General features: G+C 72.2%; 14 protein-coding genes and 1 pseudogene. 9 read left to right on the top strand and 6 right to left on the bottom strand.

All coding sequences use genetic code 11. The features are described from left to right. The 3 genes from B9S61_RS17085 to B9S61_RS17075 all read right to left on the bottom strand — a co-directional run. A partial coding sequence (locus tag B9S61_RS17085) for an ABC transporter transmembrane domain-containing protein (protein ID WP_146064871.1) occupies positions 1-961 on the bottom strand: 961 nt, incomplete at its 3' end. A 33-nt stretch (positions 962-994) separates the two neighbouring features. Further along, the gene (locus B9S61_RS17080) at positions 995-2,848 is read right to left on the bottom strand and encodes an ABC transporter ATP-binding protein (RefSeq protein WP_103543038.1); all 1,854 of its coding nucleotides are present in this window, start codon (positions 2,846-2,848) and stop codon (positions 995-997) included. Then, positions 2,845-4,668, bottom strand: coding sequence for an ABC transporter ATP-binding protein (locus B9S61_RS17075; RefSeq protein ID WP_103543037.1), 1,824 nt, complete (start codon positions 4,666-4,668; stop codon positions 2,845-2,847). Before B9S61_RS17075 ends, B9S61_RS17080 begins: the two co-directional genes overlap by 4 nt. A 196-nt stretch (positions 4,669-4,864) precedes the next feature. On the opposite strand from B9S61_RS17075, the pseudogene B9S61_RS17070 reads away from it, so the two are divergent. Next, positions 4,865-5,131, top strand: a pseudogene (locus B9S61_RS17070) (ATP-binding cassette domain-containing protein); the annotation flags it as partial. A 107-nt stretch (positions 5,132-5,238) separates the two neighbouring features. Here the strand turns inward: B9S61_RS17070 and glgX are convergent. Next, complete coding sequence (glgX, locus tag B9S61_RS17065; RefSeq protein WP_103543036.1) at positions 5,239-7,491, bottom strand: glycogen debranching protein GlgX; 2,253 nt, start codon at positions 7,489-7,491, stop codon at positions 5,239-5,241. A gap of 190 nt (positions 7,492-7,681) precedes the next feature. Here glgX and B9S61_RS17060 point away from each other — a divergent pair, with 190 nt between their 5' ends. The 4 genes from B9S61_RS17060 to B9S61_RS17045 all read left to right on the top strand — a co-directional run bounded on the left by B9S61_RS17060 (position 7,682) and on the right by B9S61_RS17045 (position 12,071). Then, positions 7,682-8,908 (top strand): Ig-like domain-containing protein, encoded by a 1,227-nt coding sequence (locus B9S61_RS17060; protein ID WP_103543035.1) that lies wholly within the window; start codon positions 7,682-7,684, stop codon positions 8,906-8,908. Between the two features lie 154 nt (positions 8,909-9,062). Continuing rightward, complete coding sequence (locus B9S61_RS17055) at positions 9,063-10,304, top strand: Ig-like domain-containing protein (protein WP_181007400.1); 1,242 nt, start codon at positions 9,063-9,065, stop codon at positions 10,302-10,304. A gap of 210 nt (positions 10,305-10,514) precedes the next feature. After that, positions 10,515-11,282 (top strand): enoyl-CoA hydratase/isomerase family protein, encoded by a 768-nt coding sequence (locus B9S61_RS17050; RefSeq protein WP_103543034.1) that lies wholly within the window; start codon positions 10,515-10,517, stop codon positions 11,280-11,282. Between the two features lie 180 nt (positions 11,283-11,462). Next, positions 11,463-12,071 (top strand): ATP-binding protein, encoded by a 609-nt coding sequence (locus tag B9S61_RS17045; RefSeq protein ID WP_374936220.1) that lies wholly within the window; start codon positions 11,463-11,465, stop codon positions 12,069-12,071. A gap of 21 nt (positions 12,072-12,092) precedes the next feature. Here B9S61_RS17045 and B9S61_RS17040 read toward each other — a convergent pair whose 3' ends face one another. Further along, a complete protein-coding gene (locus tag B9S61_RS17040) occupies positions 12,093-12,734 on the bottom strand; it encodes a GNAT family N-acetyltransferase (RefSeq protein WP_103543032.1) in 642 nt (213 codons plus the stop codon). Between the two features lie 49 nt (positions 12,735-12,783). Here B9S61_RS17040 and B9S61_RS17035 point away from each other — a divergent pair, with 49 nt between their 5' ends. Both B9S61_RS17035 and B9S61_RS17030 read left to right on the top strand, forming a co-directional pair. Further along, positions 12,784-13,698: a MerR family transcriptional regulator gene (locus tag B9S61_RS17035; protein WP_103543031.1), complete on the top strand. Its 915-nt coding sequence runs from the start codon at positions 12,784-12,786 to the stop codon at positions 13,696-13,698. 49 nt (positions 13,699-13,747) lie between these two features. Then, complete coding sequence (locus B9S61_RS17030; RefSeq protein ID WP_103543030.1) at positions 13,748-13,960, top strand: EF-hand domain-containing protein; 213 nt, start codon at positions 13,748-13,750, stop codon at positions 13,958-13,960. Between the two features lie 25 nt (positions 13,961-13,985). On the opposite strand, the gene B9S61_RS17025 is transcribed toward B9S61_RS17030, so the two are convergent. Further along, positions 13,986-14,543 (bottom strand): glycoside hydrolase family 25 protein, encoded by a 558-nt coding sequence (locus B9S61_RS17025; protein WP_103543029.1) that lies wholly within the window; start codon positions 14,541-14,543, stop codon positions 13,986-13,988. A gap of 224 nt (positions 14,544-14,767) precedes the next feature. On the opposite strand from B9S61_RS17025, the gene B9S61_RS17020 reads away from it, so the two are divergent. Then, complete coding sequence (locus B9S61_RS17020; protein ID WP_181007398.1) at positions 14,768-15,808, top strand: sugar-binding transcriptional regulator; 1,041 nt, start codon at positions 14,768-14,770, stop codon at positions 15,806-15,808. A gap of 8 nt (positions 15,809-15,816) precedes the next feature. Beyond that, on the top strand, positions 15,817-16,394 hold a 578-nt coding region (locus tag B9S61_RS17015; RefSeq protein WP_258039694.1), incomplete at its 3' end, for a type VII secretion system-associated protein.

The raw sequence follows: 16,394 nt of genomic DNA, 5'->3' as shown, positions 1-16,394 counted from the left end.
CCCGCCGGCCGGCCACCACGCCCCGGCTCAGCTGGTAGCCGCACTCGATGAGGAACATCACCGGCCACACCAGTACGGCCACATAGCCGTACACCGAGACCAGCTCGCCCACCGTGATCTCACCCTGTGCGGCCAGCCGTGCCGCGATCCACGTCACCGCCGCGAGGAACAGCACCGGCAGCCCCGCGGCGAGCGCCTGTATCCAGCTGGTCACCGCCCCGACCCGGTACCCCTGCTCCCGCAGCCGCCCCGAGTCCCGGCGGAACGCGTCGGAGACCAGGCTCTTCCCGCCGAGTCCGCTCAGCACCCGCAGCCCGCCCGCGAGATCACCGATCCGTGCCGTCAGCACCCCCTGCCGTTCCCGGTACTCCGTCTCCGTGCCCCGCAGCCGGCCCGTCAGCGGCCCCACCGTCAGCCCGATCACCGGCACGCCCAGCAGCACCACCACGGCCAGCAACGGCGACACCGACAACAGCAGCCCCGCCACCACCGCGTACGCCACGACCGCACCGGTCCCCGGCCCGACGGCCGTGAGCGACTGGGCGATCATCTGCACGTCGCCCACCCCGATGGTGACGACCTCCCCGGCCCCGGTCCGCCGCTCCAGCGAGGCGCCGAGCCGCACCGTCTGCCCCACCACCACTTTCACCGTACGGAAGTTGGCGTCCATCCGCACCCGTGTCATCGTGCGGTGCCGCATGATGCCCAGCCACGCGTTGAAGGCGTTCGCCAGGAGCAGGGCGCCGGCCCACAGGGCCAGCACCTCCATGTCGCCCGGCTGGAGCCCGTCGTCCACCGCCCGCGACATCGCGTACGGCGTCGCCGCCAGCCCGACCATCCACACACAGCTGAGTACCGCCGCACCCACGCACCGCGCCGGCTGCCGCCGCACCAGCCACCACAGGTAGCGGGCCCCGCCCCGGCAGTCGGGTGTGCCGGGATCCTCGTAGGCGTCGATCATGCGGTCGTTCTCCCCCTGTCCCCGGTTCCCCGGCTACGCCAGACTGTCCTGCCACGCCCGGTGCAGGTCGGCGAACCTGCCGGTGCGGTCGATGAGTTCGGAGGGGCTGCCGTCCTCCACCACCCGCCCGTGCTCCATCACCAGGACCCGGTCCGCGATCTCCACGGTGGACAGGCGGTGGGCGATCACCACCGCGGTACGTCCCTTCAGCACCGTCGCCATCGCCCGCTGGACCGCCCGTTCGCCGGGGACGTCCAGCGAGCTGGTCGCCTCGTCCAGGATGAGCACCGCCGGGTCGGCCAGCAACGCCCGTGCGAAGGCGACCAGTTGACGCTGACCCGCGGAGATGCGGCCGCCCCGCTTGCGTACGTCGGTGTCGTAGCCGTCGGGCAGGGCGGCGATGAAGTCGTGCGCGCCGATCTCCTTCGCCGCCTGCTCGATCTCCTCACGGGTGGCGTCCGGCCGCCCGATCGCGATGTTCTCCGCGACCGTCCCGGAGAACAGGAACGCCTCCTGCGTCACCATCACCACCTCGCGCCGCAGGTCGCGTCCCGTCAGGTCGCTCAGGTCCACGCCGTCGAGCAGCACCCGGCCGTCGGTGGGGTCGTAGAAGCGGGCGAGCAGCTTGGCCAGCGTCGACTTGCCCGCGCCGGTCGAGCCGACGACCGCGACGGTCTGCCCGGCCGGAAGACGCAGGCCGAAGCGGGGGAGCACCTCGCCGCCGGTGCGGTACGCGAAACGGACGTCGTCGAAGACCACCTCGCGGCCGGGGAGCCCGGTCCGCCGCTCCGGGAGTTCCCGGGGCGCCGCCGGTTCGGGTACGGACGGGACCTGCGCCAGCAGACCGGCGATCTTCTCGAGTGAGGCCGCCGCCGACTGGTAGGAGTTCAGGAACATGCCGAGCCGGTCGATCGGGTCGTACAGCCGCCGCAGGTACAGCACCGCCGCCGCCAGCACGCCGAGCTCCAGCGATCCGTCGGCCACCCGGTAGGCACCCCACAGCACGATCAGCGCGACGGTCGTGTTGGCGGTCACCCGGGAGCCGACGACATAGCGGGCCATCTCAAGGAGCGCGTCGCCATTGCTGCGTTCATGCCGCCGGTTCAGCACCGCGAAGTCGGCGTCGTTCGCGGCCTCCCGGCGGAACGCGCGCACCGGCCGGATGCCGTTCATCGTCTCGACGAACTTCACGATCACCGCCGCGATGGCCGTCGACCGCTTCCGGTACACCCGCTTCGCCCGCCGCTGGTACGACCGTACGAGCAGGTACAGCGGCACGAACGAGACCACCGCCACGGCGCCCAGCCCCAGGTCCAGCCAGAGCAGCAGCACCGAGATGTACACGGCCGACAGGACGACCATCACCAGTTCCTGCAGGCCCTCCTCCAGCAGTTCCCGCAGCGACTCGACGTCCGTGGTGGAGCGGGAGATGAGCCGGCCCGAGGTGTAGCGCTCGTGGAAGTCGACGCTGAGCTCCTGCGCGTGGCGGAAGATACGGCCGCGCAGGTCCAGCAGGACGTCCTGGCTGACACGGGCGGACGCCCTGACGAACGCGTACTGGAGCGCGCCGGCCGCCGTCGCGCACAGCAGGTAGCCCACCGCCACCGCGATCAGCGGGCCGTTGTCGTCGTCGCGGAACGCGGGCACGGCACGGTCGATCGCGTACGCCACCAGCAGCGGGCCGGCCTGCACCGCGGCCTGCTGGAGCAGCAGCAACAGCGCGGTGACGGCGACCGTGCCCCGCCGGGGGGAGAGCAGGGAGCGCAGCAGCGTGCCGGTGGCGCCCGGGGGAGTGGGCAGCTGGTCCCGGTCGAAGGGATCGCCGGACTCGACCGCCCGGTCGTCGTCGTCCTCGTCCCGGACGGGTGCGGTGGTGGCCGCCGTCATCGCTGGTCCTCCTGTTCCCCCGCCGGGGCGCCGGACATGAGGTGGGCGTACTCGGGGTTGGTGCGCAGCAGTTCGTGGTGGGTGCCGACGGCGGTGATCCGGCCGCCGGAGAGCAGGGCGACACGGTCGGCGAGCAGGACCGTGGAGGGGCGGTGGGCCACGATGAGGGCCGTGGTGTCCGCGAGCACCCGGCGCAGGGCGGCCTCCACCGCGGCCTCGGTGTGCACGTCGAGCGCGGACAGGGGGTCGTCCAGGACCAGGAAGTCGGGGCTCCCGACCACCGCGCGGGCCAGCGCGAGGCGCTGGCGCTGGCCGCCGGAGAGACTGAGGCCCTGTTCGCCGACCTGGGTGTGCGTGCCCCGGGGGAGGGCGTGCGCGAAGTCGGCCTGGGCGACGGCGAGGGCGCGGGCCAGGTCCTCGTCCCCGGCTCCACCGCCCATCAGTACGTTCTCGCCGACGCTCGCGGAGAAGAGGGTCGGTTCCTCGAAGGCGACGGCGACCTTGGAACGCAGCTCTTCTCGGGACATCGCCGTGATGTCGGCTCCGTCGAGCGTGATCCGGCCGGAGGTCACCTCGTGCAGCCTGGGTACGAGGGCGGTCAGTGTCGTTTTGCCGCTGCCGGTCGCTCCGACCAGGGCCAGGGATTCGCCGGGGCGGATGTGCAGGTCGATGCGGTTCAGGACGGGGGCCGTGGTGTCGGGTGCGTCGGGGTAGCGGAAGGTGACGTTCTCGAACCGCAGACCTCCGACGTGCCCGGCGCCGGGGGTGGCCGCGAGCGGGGGGACCGCCGTCGCCCCGGCGGCACGACTGCCCGCGGTCCGGCCGGACTCCGGCTCCGCGTCCATCACCTCGAAGTAGCGGTCCGTCGCCGTCGCCGCCTCCTGGCTCATCGCCAGCAGGAAACCGATCGAGTCCACCGGCCACCGCAGCGCCAGCGCCGTGGACAGGAACGCCACCAGCGTTCCCGTGGAGAGCGAGCCGTCCGCCACCCGCATCGTCCCCAGCACCAGCGCCGCCCCGATCGCCAGCTCCGGCAGCGTCACGATGACGCCCAGGATCGTCGCCAGCAGCCGCGCCTTGTGCAGTTCCGTCCCGCGCAGCTTCCCCGACAGCTCCCGGAACGCCAGGGCCTGGCTGCGATGCCGCCCGAACCCCTTGATGATCCGGATGCCGAGCACACCCTCCTCGACCACCGTCGTCAGATCCCCCACCTGGTCCTGCGCCCGCCGCGCCGCCCCGGAGTACCGCTTCTCGAAGACCACGCAGGTGATCAGTACCGGCACGGCGGGCACCAGGATGACCAGCCCCAGCGTCCAGTCCTGCACCAGCATGATGATCACACCGACGAGGATCGTCACGCTGTTGACCAGCAGGAACGTCAGCGGGAAGGCCAGGAACATCCGCAGCAGCATCAGGTCCGTGGTGGCCCGGGACAGCAACTGGCCCGACGGCCACCGGTCGTGGAAGGCGACCGGCAGCCGCTGCAGATGCCGGTACAGGTCCGCCCGCATCGACGCCTCGACATGCGACAGCGGACGCGCCACCAGCCATCGCCGGAACCCGAACAGCAGCGCCTCGGCGAGCCCGAGCAGCAGCAGGGACAGCGCGCCCAGCCACACCCCGGCCGGATCCCGGTCGGCGATCGGGCCGTCCACCATCCACTTCAGGACGAGCGGGATGACCAGCCCGATGCAGGAGGCGAGGATCGCGATGAACGCGGCGGTGAACAGCCGCGCCCGCACGGGCCGCACATACGGCCACAGCCGCAGCAGTGCGCGCACGGCGGAGCGGGGTTCCGGGGGAGAAGGTGTGGTGGGCATCAGCAGCGAGCCTACGGTTCGCCACTGACACTGCCCACCGGGTTTTGGCCGGACCGCCCTCCGCCGCTGGTCCTACGACCTGCGCGGACACCGGACCCGTGCGGAGGGTCGTACCGCCGTATCAGCCGATCGGCCGACAGCGGTCCGAGCGCACCGGCCGATGTGCCGGTGCCCCGGGTGCCGCGACGCTGGAGCCATGTCCGTCATCGACGTCACCGGTCTGCGCAAGTCCTACGGGGGCCGTGCGGCCGTCGACGGTGTCTCCTTCACCGTCGAGGAGGGCGAGATCTTCGGGATCCTCGGCCCGAACGGCGCCGGCAAGACCACCACCGTCGAGTGCGTCGGGGGCCTGCGCGTCCCCGACGCCGGCCGCGTCCGCGTCACCGGCCTCGACCCCGTCGCCGACCACCAGGAGGTCACCCGCGTTCTCGGCGCCCAGCTCCAGCAGAGCGAACTCCACCCACCTCAGCCACATCTACGCCAAGCTCGGCGCCAGGGACCGCGCGGCGGCGGTGGCGGTGGCGTACGACCGGGGCATCCTCGGCCGACCCCGCCGTGCGCGGGCGCCGGTCAGGGCCGCACCCGCAGCAGCAGCACCGACCGTCCGGGCACCGTGATCCGCGTCCCCGCGCGGTGCTCCGCGTCCGGTTCCCGGTCCTGCTCCTCCCGCGCGGTGTCGACGACCACCTCGTACCGCACGGCCCACGGCGGCCCCGGCAGCTCGAACTCCACCGGTCCGTGCCCCGCGTGCAGCACGGCCAGGAAGCTGTCGTCGAGGACCGGCTCCCCCTGCTCGTCGCGCCCCGGGATGTCCCGCCCGGAGAGGTACATGCCGAGCGTGGCGGCCGGCGCGTACCAGTCCTCCTCGGTCATCTCCGTGCCGTGCGGGGTGAACCAGGCCAGGTCGCGCAGCCCGTCCGCGGAGTGCGGGCGCCCGGAGAAGAAGGCCCGGCGGCGCAGCACCGGGTGCCGGTGGCGCAGGGCGATCAGCCGGGAGGTCAGCTCGGACAGGGGCCGCCACTCCGGGTCGTCGAGGAGGGACCAGTCCACCCAGCCGATCTCGTTGTCCTGGCAGTAGGCGTTGTTGTTGCCGTGCTGGGTGCGGCCCATCTCGTCGCCCGCGACCAGCATCGGCACCCCCGTGGACAGCAGCAGCGTGGTCAGCAGGTTCCGCAGCTGCCGCCGCCGCAGGGCCCGTACGTCCTCGTCGTCCGTCTCTCCCTCCGCCCCGCCGTTCCAGGAGCGGTTGTCGTTCGTGCCGTCCCGGTTGCCCTCGCCGTTCGCCTCGTTGTGCTTGCGGTCGTACGACACCAGGTCGCGCAGGGTGAAACCGTCGTGCGCGGTGACGAAGTTGACCGAGGCGTAAGGCCGCCGCCCGCCCCAGGCGTACAGGTCGCTGGACCCGGACAGCCGGTAGCCCATCTCCCGTACGTCCGGCAGCGACTGCCGCCAGAAGTCCCGTACGGCGTCGCGGTACCGGTCGTTCCACTCCGTCCACAGCGGCGGGAAGGCGCCCACCTGATAGCCGCCCGAGCCGACGTCCCACGGCTCCGCGATCAGCTTCACCCGGCGCAGCACCGGATCCTGCGCGATCACCGCGAGGAACGGCGACAGCATGTCGACGTCGTGCATCGAACGGGCCAGTGCCGCCGCCAGGTCGAAGCGGAATCCGTCGACGCCCATCTCCGTCACCCAGTAGCGCAGCGAGTCCGTGATCAGGCGCAGTACGTGCGGCTGGACGACGTGCAGGGTGTTGCCGCAGCCCGTGTAGTCGGCGTACCGGCGCGCGTCGGGCTGGAGGCGGTAGTAGCCGCGGTTGTCGACGCCCTTCAGGGAGAGCGTCGGGCCCAGCTCGCCCGCCTCGGCGGTGTGGTTGTAGACCACGTCGAGGATCACCTCGATCCCGGCCGCGTGCAGGGCCCGCACCATCCGCCTGAACTCGCCGACCTGCTGTCCCCTCGTGCCGGAGGCCGCGTAGCCGGCGTGCGGGGCGAAGTAGCCGATGGAGTTGTAGCCCCAGTAGTTGCGCAGTCCCCGCCGCAGCAGGTGGTCCTCGTGCGCGAACTGGTGCACCGGCAGCAGTTCGACGGCCGTGACGCCCAGCCCCACCAGGTGCTCGACCGCCGCGGGGTGCGCCAGACCGGCGTACGTCCCGCGCAGTTCCTCCGGGACGCCCGGGTGCCGCCGCGTGAAGCCCCTGACATGCAGCTCGTAGATGACCGAGTCCGCCCACGGCGTCTTCGGCCGGCGGTCGTCCGCCCAGTCGTCGTCGTCGTGGACGACCACCCCCTTGGGGACGTACGGGGCCGAGTCCCGGTCGTCGCGCACGGTGTCCGCGACATGCTGCTCGGGCCAGTCACGGACATGCCCGTACACCTCGGGCGGCAGACCGAAGTCACCGTCCACCGCCCGCGCGTACGGGTCCAGCAGCAGCTTCGCCGGATTCCAGCGGGCGCCGGTCCACGGGTCCCAGCGGCCGTGCACCCGGTAGCCGTACCGCCGGCCGGGCAGCACACCCGGCACGAAGCCGTGCCAGATCCCGTGGGTCAGCTCGGTGAGCGGGGCGCGGCTCTCCCTGCCGCGCTCGTCGAAGAGACACAGGTCGACCCCCTCCGCGCCGCCCGCCCACAACGCGAAGTTGGTCCCCGCCACCCCGTCCGGCCCGGTCCGGAACCGGGCGCCCAGCGGCGTCGGCCGTCCGGGGCGCACCGGCACCGTGGGCACGGACGGCGCCGGCCGCGTGCCGTTCACGACGGCGGCCGGGCGCCCGTCCCCGGTGGCCCGTTCTGCGGCCACCGCCTCCTGCTCGGCTGCGCTGGACACCTGTCAGCCTCCCGCGGCTCGTGGGGGGACGACGGCGGACAGGAGAGCAGGGCACTCGTCATCGGCTCGGGCCGCGGCTCCCCGGCGCGTCGTCCTCCCCACTGTTCTGCCCAGACGGTGCCCCGCACTCACGTTTCCCCGGGGGCGGCATGGTCGTTTCCCGGAGGCGAGGCCCGTCGTTGGGTACCGCGTGGAGTACGTAAACGGGCGCGCACGGCGCGCGAGGGCCGTGCTGGCCGCCGTAGTGACATGGGCAGGACTGCTGACCGGGGCCGCCGGCTGCACCGGGGACGGCACCGTCGGCGGGGCGTTCGGGCCCCCGGCCGCCGAGGACGTCATCCGCGTGACGCCCGGCGACGGCAGCAAGGAGGTACGCCCCGGCGCGGCGCTGCGGGTGCGGGTACCGGACGGGCGGCTGGAGTCGGTGAAGGTCGTCGCGTCGCAGGACGCGCGCGAGTCGCCGGTGCCCGGCCGGGTCTCCGCCGACGGCCTGACCTGGAAGCCCGACGACGAACGGCTGGCGCTGGCCGCGAAGTACACCGTCGACGCGGTGGCGGTGGACGGCGAGGGCCGCCGCTCGGCCCGGCACACCACGTTCACGACGTTCGTCCCGGAGGAACGCTTCATCGGCTACGTCGCCCCGGAGGACCGCTCCACCGTCGGCACCGGCATGATCGTGTCCCTGGAGTTCAACCGGGGGATCACCCGCCGCGCGGCCGTCGAACGCGCCGTCCGCGTCACCGCCCGCCCGGCCGTCGAGATCCGCCCGCACTGGTTCGGCGACTCCCGCCTGGACTTCCGCCCCGAGGAGTACTGGAAACCCGGCACCGAGGTCACCGTCGACCTGAACCTGCGCGACATCGAGGGAGCACCGGGGGTCTACGGCCTCCAGCGCCGCACCTTCACCTTCACCGTCGGCCGCAGCCAGGTCTCGGTGGTCGACGCCGCCGCGCACACCATGCGGGTGCGCAGGGACGGGGAGCTGCTGACCACCGTGCCGGTGACGGCGGGGGCGTGGAAGACGCCCACGTACAACGGCAAGATGGTGATCACCGAGATGCTCGAGGTCACCCGGATGAACAGCCGCACGGTCGGCTTCGGCGGCGAGTACGACATCCCCGACGTGCCGCACGCCATCCGCCTGACGAGCTCCGGCACCTTCCTGCACGGCAACTACTGGGCCGCCTCCGACGTCTTCGGCAGCTCCAACGTCAGCCACGGCTGTGTCGGCCTGCGCGACGTGAAGGGCGGGGGCGCGGACACCCCGGCGGGCTGGTTCTTCGACCGCAGCCTCATCGGTGACGTCGTCGAGGTCGTCAACAGCAAGGACAAGAAGGTCGCCCCCGACAACGGCCTCGGCGGCTGGAACATGAACTGGAAGAAGTGGAATGCGGGCGGCGCGGTGAAGCGCCCCTGATCCGAACCCTCGGGCGGGTCGTTGAAGTTGGAACGGAATGGTGACAAAACCGCCGCCCGTAACCTCCCTGGCCTGTGGTTACTATGCGCCGAGCGCGCGTGGGGCGCGTGGGGGCGCAGGTCCGGCGGGTCCAGCCCGCCGAGGGGAGAAACAAGTGAACGTGGGGCCGATATCGGGGGCGTCGGCCGGCGCGCGGGGGCGCGGCGGCAGGAAGCTGGCGGCGCTGGCACTCGGACTGACGCTGGCGGTCACCGCCTGCGGCGGCGGGGGGTCGGACGCGGGGACCGGTTCGAGTGAGGGCAAGGGCAAGGACTCCACGGCGGCGCAGAGCAAGCAGTCCGAGGCCGTGGTGAGCATCGCGCCCGAGGACGGCGCGAAGTCCGTCAAGACCACGGGCGCGCTGAAGGTGACCGCCGGAAAGAGCAAGCTGACCGAGGTCGTCGTCAAGGACACGGACGGCGACACGGTCGAGGGTGAGATATCCGGCGACGGCTCGTCCTGGACGCCGTCCATCCATCTGGCCGCCTCCACCGAGTACACGGTGCACGCGGTCGCCAAGGACTCCGAGGGCCGCACCGCGGCCGAGGACTCCGGCTTCACCACGCTGACGCCGAAGAACACCTTCGTCGGTCACTTCACCCCGGAGGACGGCTCCAAGGTCGGCGTGGGCATGCCGTTCTCGCTCCGCTTCTCCCGGGGCATCACCAACCCCGAGGACGTCGAGAAGGCGGTCCGCATCACCACCGAGCCGGCCGTCGAGGTCGAGGGCCACTGGTTCGGCAACGACCGGCTCGACTTCCGTCCGGAGAAGTACTGGAAGGCCGGCACCAAGGTCACCGTCGACCTCAACCTCGACGGCGTCGAGGGCCGCGCCGGTGTCTACGGCGAGCAGTCCAAGAAGGTCTCCTTCACCATCGGCCGCGAGCAGGTCTCCGTCGTCGACGCCAAGAAGCTCACGATGAAGGTCAGAAGGGACGGCAAGGTCATCAAGACCATCCCCGTCACCACCGGCGCGCCCGGCATGGAGACCTGGAACGGCCAGATGGTCGTCAGCGAGCGGCTCCAGGTCACCCGGATGAACGGCGAGACCGTCGGCTACGGCGGCGAGTACGACATCAAGGACGTCCCGCACGCCATCCGCCTGACCACCTCCGGCACCTTCCTGCACGGCAACTACTGGGGCGGCGACGCCTTCGGCAACTGGAACGCCAGCCACGGGTGCATAGGACTGCGCGACGTGCGCGGCGGCTGGGACAAGAAGGCCCCGGGCGCCTGGTTCTTCGAGAACACCATGATCGGCGACGTCGTGGTCGTGAAGAACTCCAACGACGCCACCGTCGCCCCGGACAACGGCCTCAACGGCTGGAACATGTCCTGGGAGAAGTGGAAGGCCTGAGCACACACCTGCCCGCGCCCCCGGGGCGCGGGCAGGTGAACCGAACGGGCCGCACCCCGGACCAGGGTGCGGCCCGTCCCGGTTCGCGGGCGGCCGGGGTGAACTCCCGGCCGGTCCCGTGGTCACCCCGGAGCCTGTCGCACGGCCGGCCGGCCTCTTCGCCAGGTGGCCCGTGGTGTCCCCGCGTGAACGCCCGCTAACCTGCGGGGCATGACCGTACATCTCGAAGTCGCCGAAGGCGTCGGCACGCTGCGGCTGGACCGGCCGCCCATGAACGCGCTGGACGTCGCCACGCAGGACCGGCTGAAGGAACTCGCCGAGGAGGCCACGCGCCGCGACGACGTGCGCGCGGTGGTGATCTACGGCGGCGAGAAGGTGTTCGCGGCGGGCGCGGACATCAAGGAGATGCAGGCCATGGACCACGCGGCGATGGTCACGCGGTCCCGGGCGCTGCAGGACTCCTTCACCGCCGTCGCCCGTATCCCCAAGCCGGTCGTGGCCGCCGTCACCGGGTACGCGCTCGGCGGAGGCTGCGAACTCGCGCTCTGCGCCGACTACCGCATCGCCGGGGAGAACGCCAAGCTGGGCCAGCCCGAGATCCTGCTCGGTCTGATCCCGGGCGCGGGCGGCACCCAGCGGCTGTCCCGTCTGATCGGTCCCTCCAAGGCCAAGGACCTCATCTTCACCGGCCGCCAGGTGCGGGCCGACGAGGCGCTGGCACTCGGCCTGGTGGACCGCGTGGTCCCCGCCGGGGAGGTCCACACGCAGGCGCACGCGTGGGCGGCGAAGCTGGCCCAGGGCCCGGCGATGGCGCTGCGCGCGGCCAAGGAGTCGGTCGACACCGGCCTGGAGACCGACATCGAGACGGGCCTCGCCGTCGAGCGGAACTGGTTCGCGGGCCTGTTCGCCACGGAGGACCGTGAGCGCGGGATGCGCAGCTTCGTGGAGGAGGGTCCCGGCAAGGCGAAGTTCGGGTGACGGCCGGCTGAAAGACCCCTCCGGGGGCTTGCAATTGACGCGATGTCTGATCCGGGTCCCTCGATGGGGCGGATTATGGGAGCCTTACTACACCCTTAAGCCGTTCGTGTCGAGGGAGCCCGTCGATTGCCTGAGAGTGAGTCGTTTCCGCAGGTAGGACGGGCTTTCGATGAATCCGAAGTGCCGGCGGCACATGCCGGAGGCCCGGTGTCCGGCGGGAGCGTACAGGGGGCGTATTCCCCCGGAACGGCCCCGGAGGTTTCCGCGGACGGCCATGATGGGGCCATGGCGGGGCTGGATGGGACGGAACAGCCGCGGGGAGACGGACGTGCGACCGTGTCGCGCTGGTCGCCGACGGTCGAGGACGAACGCGCGCTGAAGGCAGTGGAGTTGTTCGGCAACCCCACGGAGGCGGAGGTTCCGTTACCGTCCCGCCCCGAGTCCGCCGCGACGGCCCGCCGGCTCGTCCAGGTCGTCATCCTGCGCCACTGGGGCCTGAACCCCAGGCTCACCGAGGACGCCGTTCTGCTCGTCTCCGAACTGGTCGGCAACGCCGTACGCCACACCGGGGCCCGCGTCTTCGGCCTCCGGATGCGCCACCGGCGCGGCTGGATCCGTATCGAGGTCCGCGACCCCTCCCGCGGCCTGCCCTGTCTCATGCCCGTCCAGGACCTGGACATCAGTGGCCGCGGCCTCTTCCTCGTCGACAAACTCGCCGACCGCTGGGGCGTCGACCTGCTGCCCCGCGGCAAGACCACCTGGTTCGAGATGCGTATCACGGACCGCTGAGACCCCGTCCGCCCTGTCCGCTCAGGAGCCCGGAAGGAACAACGCCTCCGAGCCGACCGGCCGGTATCCGGCCGCCTGGAAGGCACGCAGGCTGCGGGCGTTCCCGGGGGAGATCTGCGCCCATACCGGCTCCCCTCCGGCCAGCCGCCGCGCCGCCAGCGCCAGCCGGCGGCCCAGGCCCCGGTGCCGTGCCTCCTCCGCCACCTCCACCGCGACCTCCAGCCGCCCCGCGACACCGCGCCCCAGGACCAGCACACCCCCGTCCGCCGTCCACACCCGCACGTCGTCACGCCGCCCGAGAGCGCTCACCACCCGGGGGTGGCCGGGGGCACGGACCTCCTCGAGGGCGAGCGGCGGACCGCCGGCGAGCGCGGGCGCCACGGTCATGACGTCGATCGTGTCCGTCCGCCGCCCCGTGCGCTCCATGAAGGCTGCCAGGAAACGGACGTTCATGCCGGCGGCCAGGGCGTCGCAGTCGGCCGAGGCCAGCGTCCGCCGCACCCAGGAGGGATCCTCGTCGGTGAAGACGACGGAGTGCCCGGTGAACGCCAGCACCCCCGCGTCCCGGCCGGACGGCTGGGGCACCACCGTCGTGCCCCCGTCCGCCGCCGGGAAGACGCCGCGCGCCGCCGCGTCGAGAACGTCCCGCAGAGTGTCCGCCACCGCCCCGCTCCTTGAGTCTCCACCCACTGGAAGGCCCAGACTCCCAGACATGATCGAAGACGGCACCGGACTTCTCACCATCGGCGAGCTCGCCCGCACCACCGGACTGTCCGTGCGCACCATCCGCTACTGGTCGGACGAGGGCGCCCTGCCGCCGGTGGCCCGTTCGGCCGGCGGGTACCGGCTCTACGACGCCGGCTCGGCCGCCCGCCTGGAACTCGTCCGCACCCTGCGCGAGCTGGGCCTCGGTCTCGCCGACGTCCGCCGGGTGCTGACCGGCGAGACGACGGTCGCGCAGGTCGCGGCGGCGCACGTGGCCGCGCTGGACGCACAGATCCGGGCCCTGAAGGTGACCCGCGCGGTGCTGTCGACCGTGGCACGACGAGGCTCGACCGCCGAGGAGACGACACTCATGAACAGACTGGCCCGACTGTCCACCGCCGAGCGCCGGCGCATCATCGACGACTTCATGGCGGATGTCTTCGACGGCATCGACACGGCCGACCCCGACATCCGCCAACGCCTGCGCTTCGCCGCCGCCGACCTGCCCGACGACCCCACCCCCGAACAGGTGGACGCCTGGGTGGAGCTGGCCGAGCTGATCCAGGACCCGGCGTTCCGGGCGACGATGCGCAGCATGATCGAGTTCAACGCGGCGGACCGGGGACCGGACGTCCCCTCCGGCAGCTCCCTGTGGTTCATGAGCCGGCTCGTGCAGCTCGCGGCCAGGGCGCTCGAGGACGGCGTCGCCCCCGACTCGCCCCGGGCCATGGACATCCTGCGCGAGCTGATCGGCGACGCCGACCCGGCCGCCGTACTCGAACGTCTCTCGGCGGCGACCAACGTACGCCTGGCCCGCTACCGCGAGCTGTCCGCGATCGTGAACGGCCTGGAACCCGCCTCCTCCCACGAGGAGGAGTTCGGGTGGGTGGTCGCCGCACTGGAGTTCCGGGTGGCCGGATAATCTGACCTGCGTCAACAAGACGGCAACGTACGAGATGAGGGGCGGACCGGTGGCGGACATCGAGGAAGCGCGCAAGCAGTTCGAGCGGATCGATACGGACGGGGACGGATTCATCACCGCTGCCGAGTTCAAGACCGCCCTGGCCCAGGGCGGGGACTGGAACGTCACCGAGGCGGTCGCCGAGGCCGTCATCAGGTCCCAGGACGTGAACGGCGACAAGCTCCTGTCCTTCGACGAGTTCTGGGCGCACCTGAACAAGTAGGTGCGGTCCGGGAGCGGGCCGGGGACTAGGCGTCCCCGGCCCACTTCCTCAGCGCCGACCTGCTGGAGAAGGCGGCGACGTTCTTGTCCAGCGGGTCGTCGGTGTACTGGTGGAAGCGCCACTCGGCCTGGACGCGGGGCTTCCCGGCGGTGACGTAGTCGGCGATCCAGAGGCCGTCGCCCGCGTAGGACGTGGTGTCCACGTCGAGCCAGAAATGCCGGTTGGCGTACAGGACCACCCTGTGGTGCGGCCTCAGCTCCTTCACCTTCCTGATGAAGCGGTCCTTCTCCGCGTTGCTCGCACGCGTTCCCTCGCCCGTCGTCTCCCAGTCGACCGCGAGGATGTCGCCCCGCTTCTCCGGGGCCCTTTCCACGAAGTACTCCGCCTGGGCCGTGAGGTTGCCCGGCCAGAGGAAGTGGTAGAAGCCGACGACCAGGTCGGCGTCGCGGGCCCGTTCCGTCTGGGCCGACAGCTTGGGGTTGGTGTACGAACGGCCCTCCGTCGCCTTGATGAAGACGAAGGACAGACCGTCGGTGCCGTACGAGGACGACTGGTACGCACTCACGTCGATGCCGCGCAGCATGGGGCTCCCTGAGGTGCTCGTGGGGGGAGGGGAGTCGAATGATTCCTTCCCTTCCCCGGCACGGGCGACCCGTCCGGCGGACGGAAAGTCCGGCCCCGGCGGTCACCTGCGCCCCTGGTGTCACTCCTGCGTCGTCTCCCCGTCATCCGCTGCTCACTTCGTACAGATGAACTACCCGTAGACATGGCGTGAGTCGACGCCCGATGAGACCGCGGAGAGACGACATGGCCGAACCGGCCGAGGTGGTGGCGTTACCCGCGCCGATCGACACGCTCCTCGCCGCCGCCGTCGCCCGGCGCTTCTACCTGGAGCAGCGGTCGAAGGTGGAGATCGCCAGGGAGTTCGGCATCAGCCGCTTCAAGGTGGCCCGCCTCCTCGACGCGGCCGTGGCCCATGACATCGTGCGGATCGACATCACCGTCCCGGCCGAGATCGACGTCCCGCTCGGACGGGCGCTGACCGAGCGGTTCGGACTCCGGCACGGCATCGTTGTCAACCTCGGGTGCGGCGACGGCGGTACGGCGGCGGCACCGGCGGACCCGCGGCAGAGCGGACGCTGGCTCGGCACGGCGGCGGCCCGGCTGATCTCCGAGATCGCCGAGGAGGGCGACGTCCTCGGGCTGGACGGCAGCGAGGCGGTGGACGCGCTCAGCGAGGCGGTCACCCGGCTGCCGCTGTGCGACGTGGTCCAGCTGACCGGGGTGCACGGGCGGGACCTCGCCCACGACGCCGCGATCGCCGCGGTCCGCCGCACGGCCGCGGCGGGCGGCGGCAGGGCGTTCCCGCTCCACACCCCGTTCCTGCTGCCGGACGCGGTGACGGCCGCCGTCCTGCGCAGCCAGCCCGCCACCGCCGAGACGCTGGACCGGTTCGGCCTGGTCACCAAGGCCGTCGTCGGCGTCGCGGCGTGGGACGCCCCGCACTCCCCGGTGTACGGCGCCCTGTCCGAACGGGAGCGGGAGACGCTCCGGGAGGCGGGAGCGTGCGCCGAGGTGGCCGGCCACCTCCTGGACGCCGACGGCCGGGTGATGCCCACCGGGCTGGACGCCCGCACGATCGCCGTCAGCGCCGCCGGACTCCGTGGCGTCACCGAGCTGATCGGCGTCACGGCCGGTGGACGCGGCACCGGGGCGGCCCGCGCCGTACTGAGGTCCGGACTGCTCACCGGAGTCGTCACGGACGCCGCGACCGCGCGCCGCCTCCTCCGGCACGACGACCCGGACGACCCGGCACGGACCGCACCGTCGTCCCGATCCACCGAATGAGGACAGCGATGAGTCAGCAGGACGAGGCGCTTCCGCCCGTTCCGGACGACATCCGTGAGGCGGGCCGCCTCGCCCCGGACCACTGGCTGGGGGTGGTCGACCCGATGTGGTCAGGGGAGGGGAAACCCCCGGAGTGGGCGATGACCGGCCGGTGGCGGTCCGGCCGCGACGGCGAGATCGTCGAGTGGCAGGAGAACCCCGGATACCGGCCGTCCCCGCGTGCGCTCGGCTGGCCCGAACCGGAGGACGAGGTGGACCGCGCCGTCCAGCTCGCCTCCACCGGATACGGGCCCGGCGAGGCGGTGCCGGCCTCGCTGGTGGGGCGCGAGGTGGCCGTGCTGACGGCGCCGGGCGGCCATGGCCCGGTGAGCGCGTCGGCGGCGGACGGGACGCCGGTCGTGCCGGTGTTCACCTCGTCGGTGTTCCTGCACACGGCGGGACGGTTCGCGTTCGAACTCGTCGGCGCCCGCGACCTGGTGGCGCGCGTCCCCGAGGGGCACGCGCTGTACCTGAACCCCTCGGCGGTGGTGAGCATGCTGCTGGACCCCGACGCCGTACGCGACGCGCTCCGGGACGGTGCGGCGCC

It is taken from the genome of Streptomyces sp. SM1 (genome assembly GCF_002910825.1).
Lineage (GTDB): Bacteria > Actinomycetota > Actinomycetes > Streptomycetales > Streptomycetaceae > Streptomyces > Streptomyces okerensis.
Note: the sequence above shows the minus strand (reverse complement) of the source record. Positions and strands in the feature narration are given on the sequence as shown.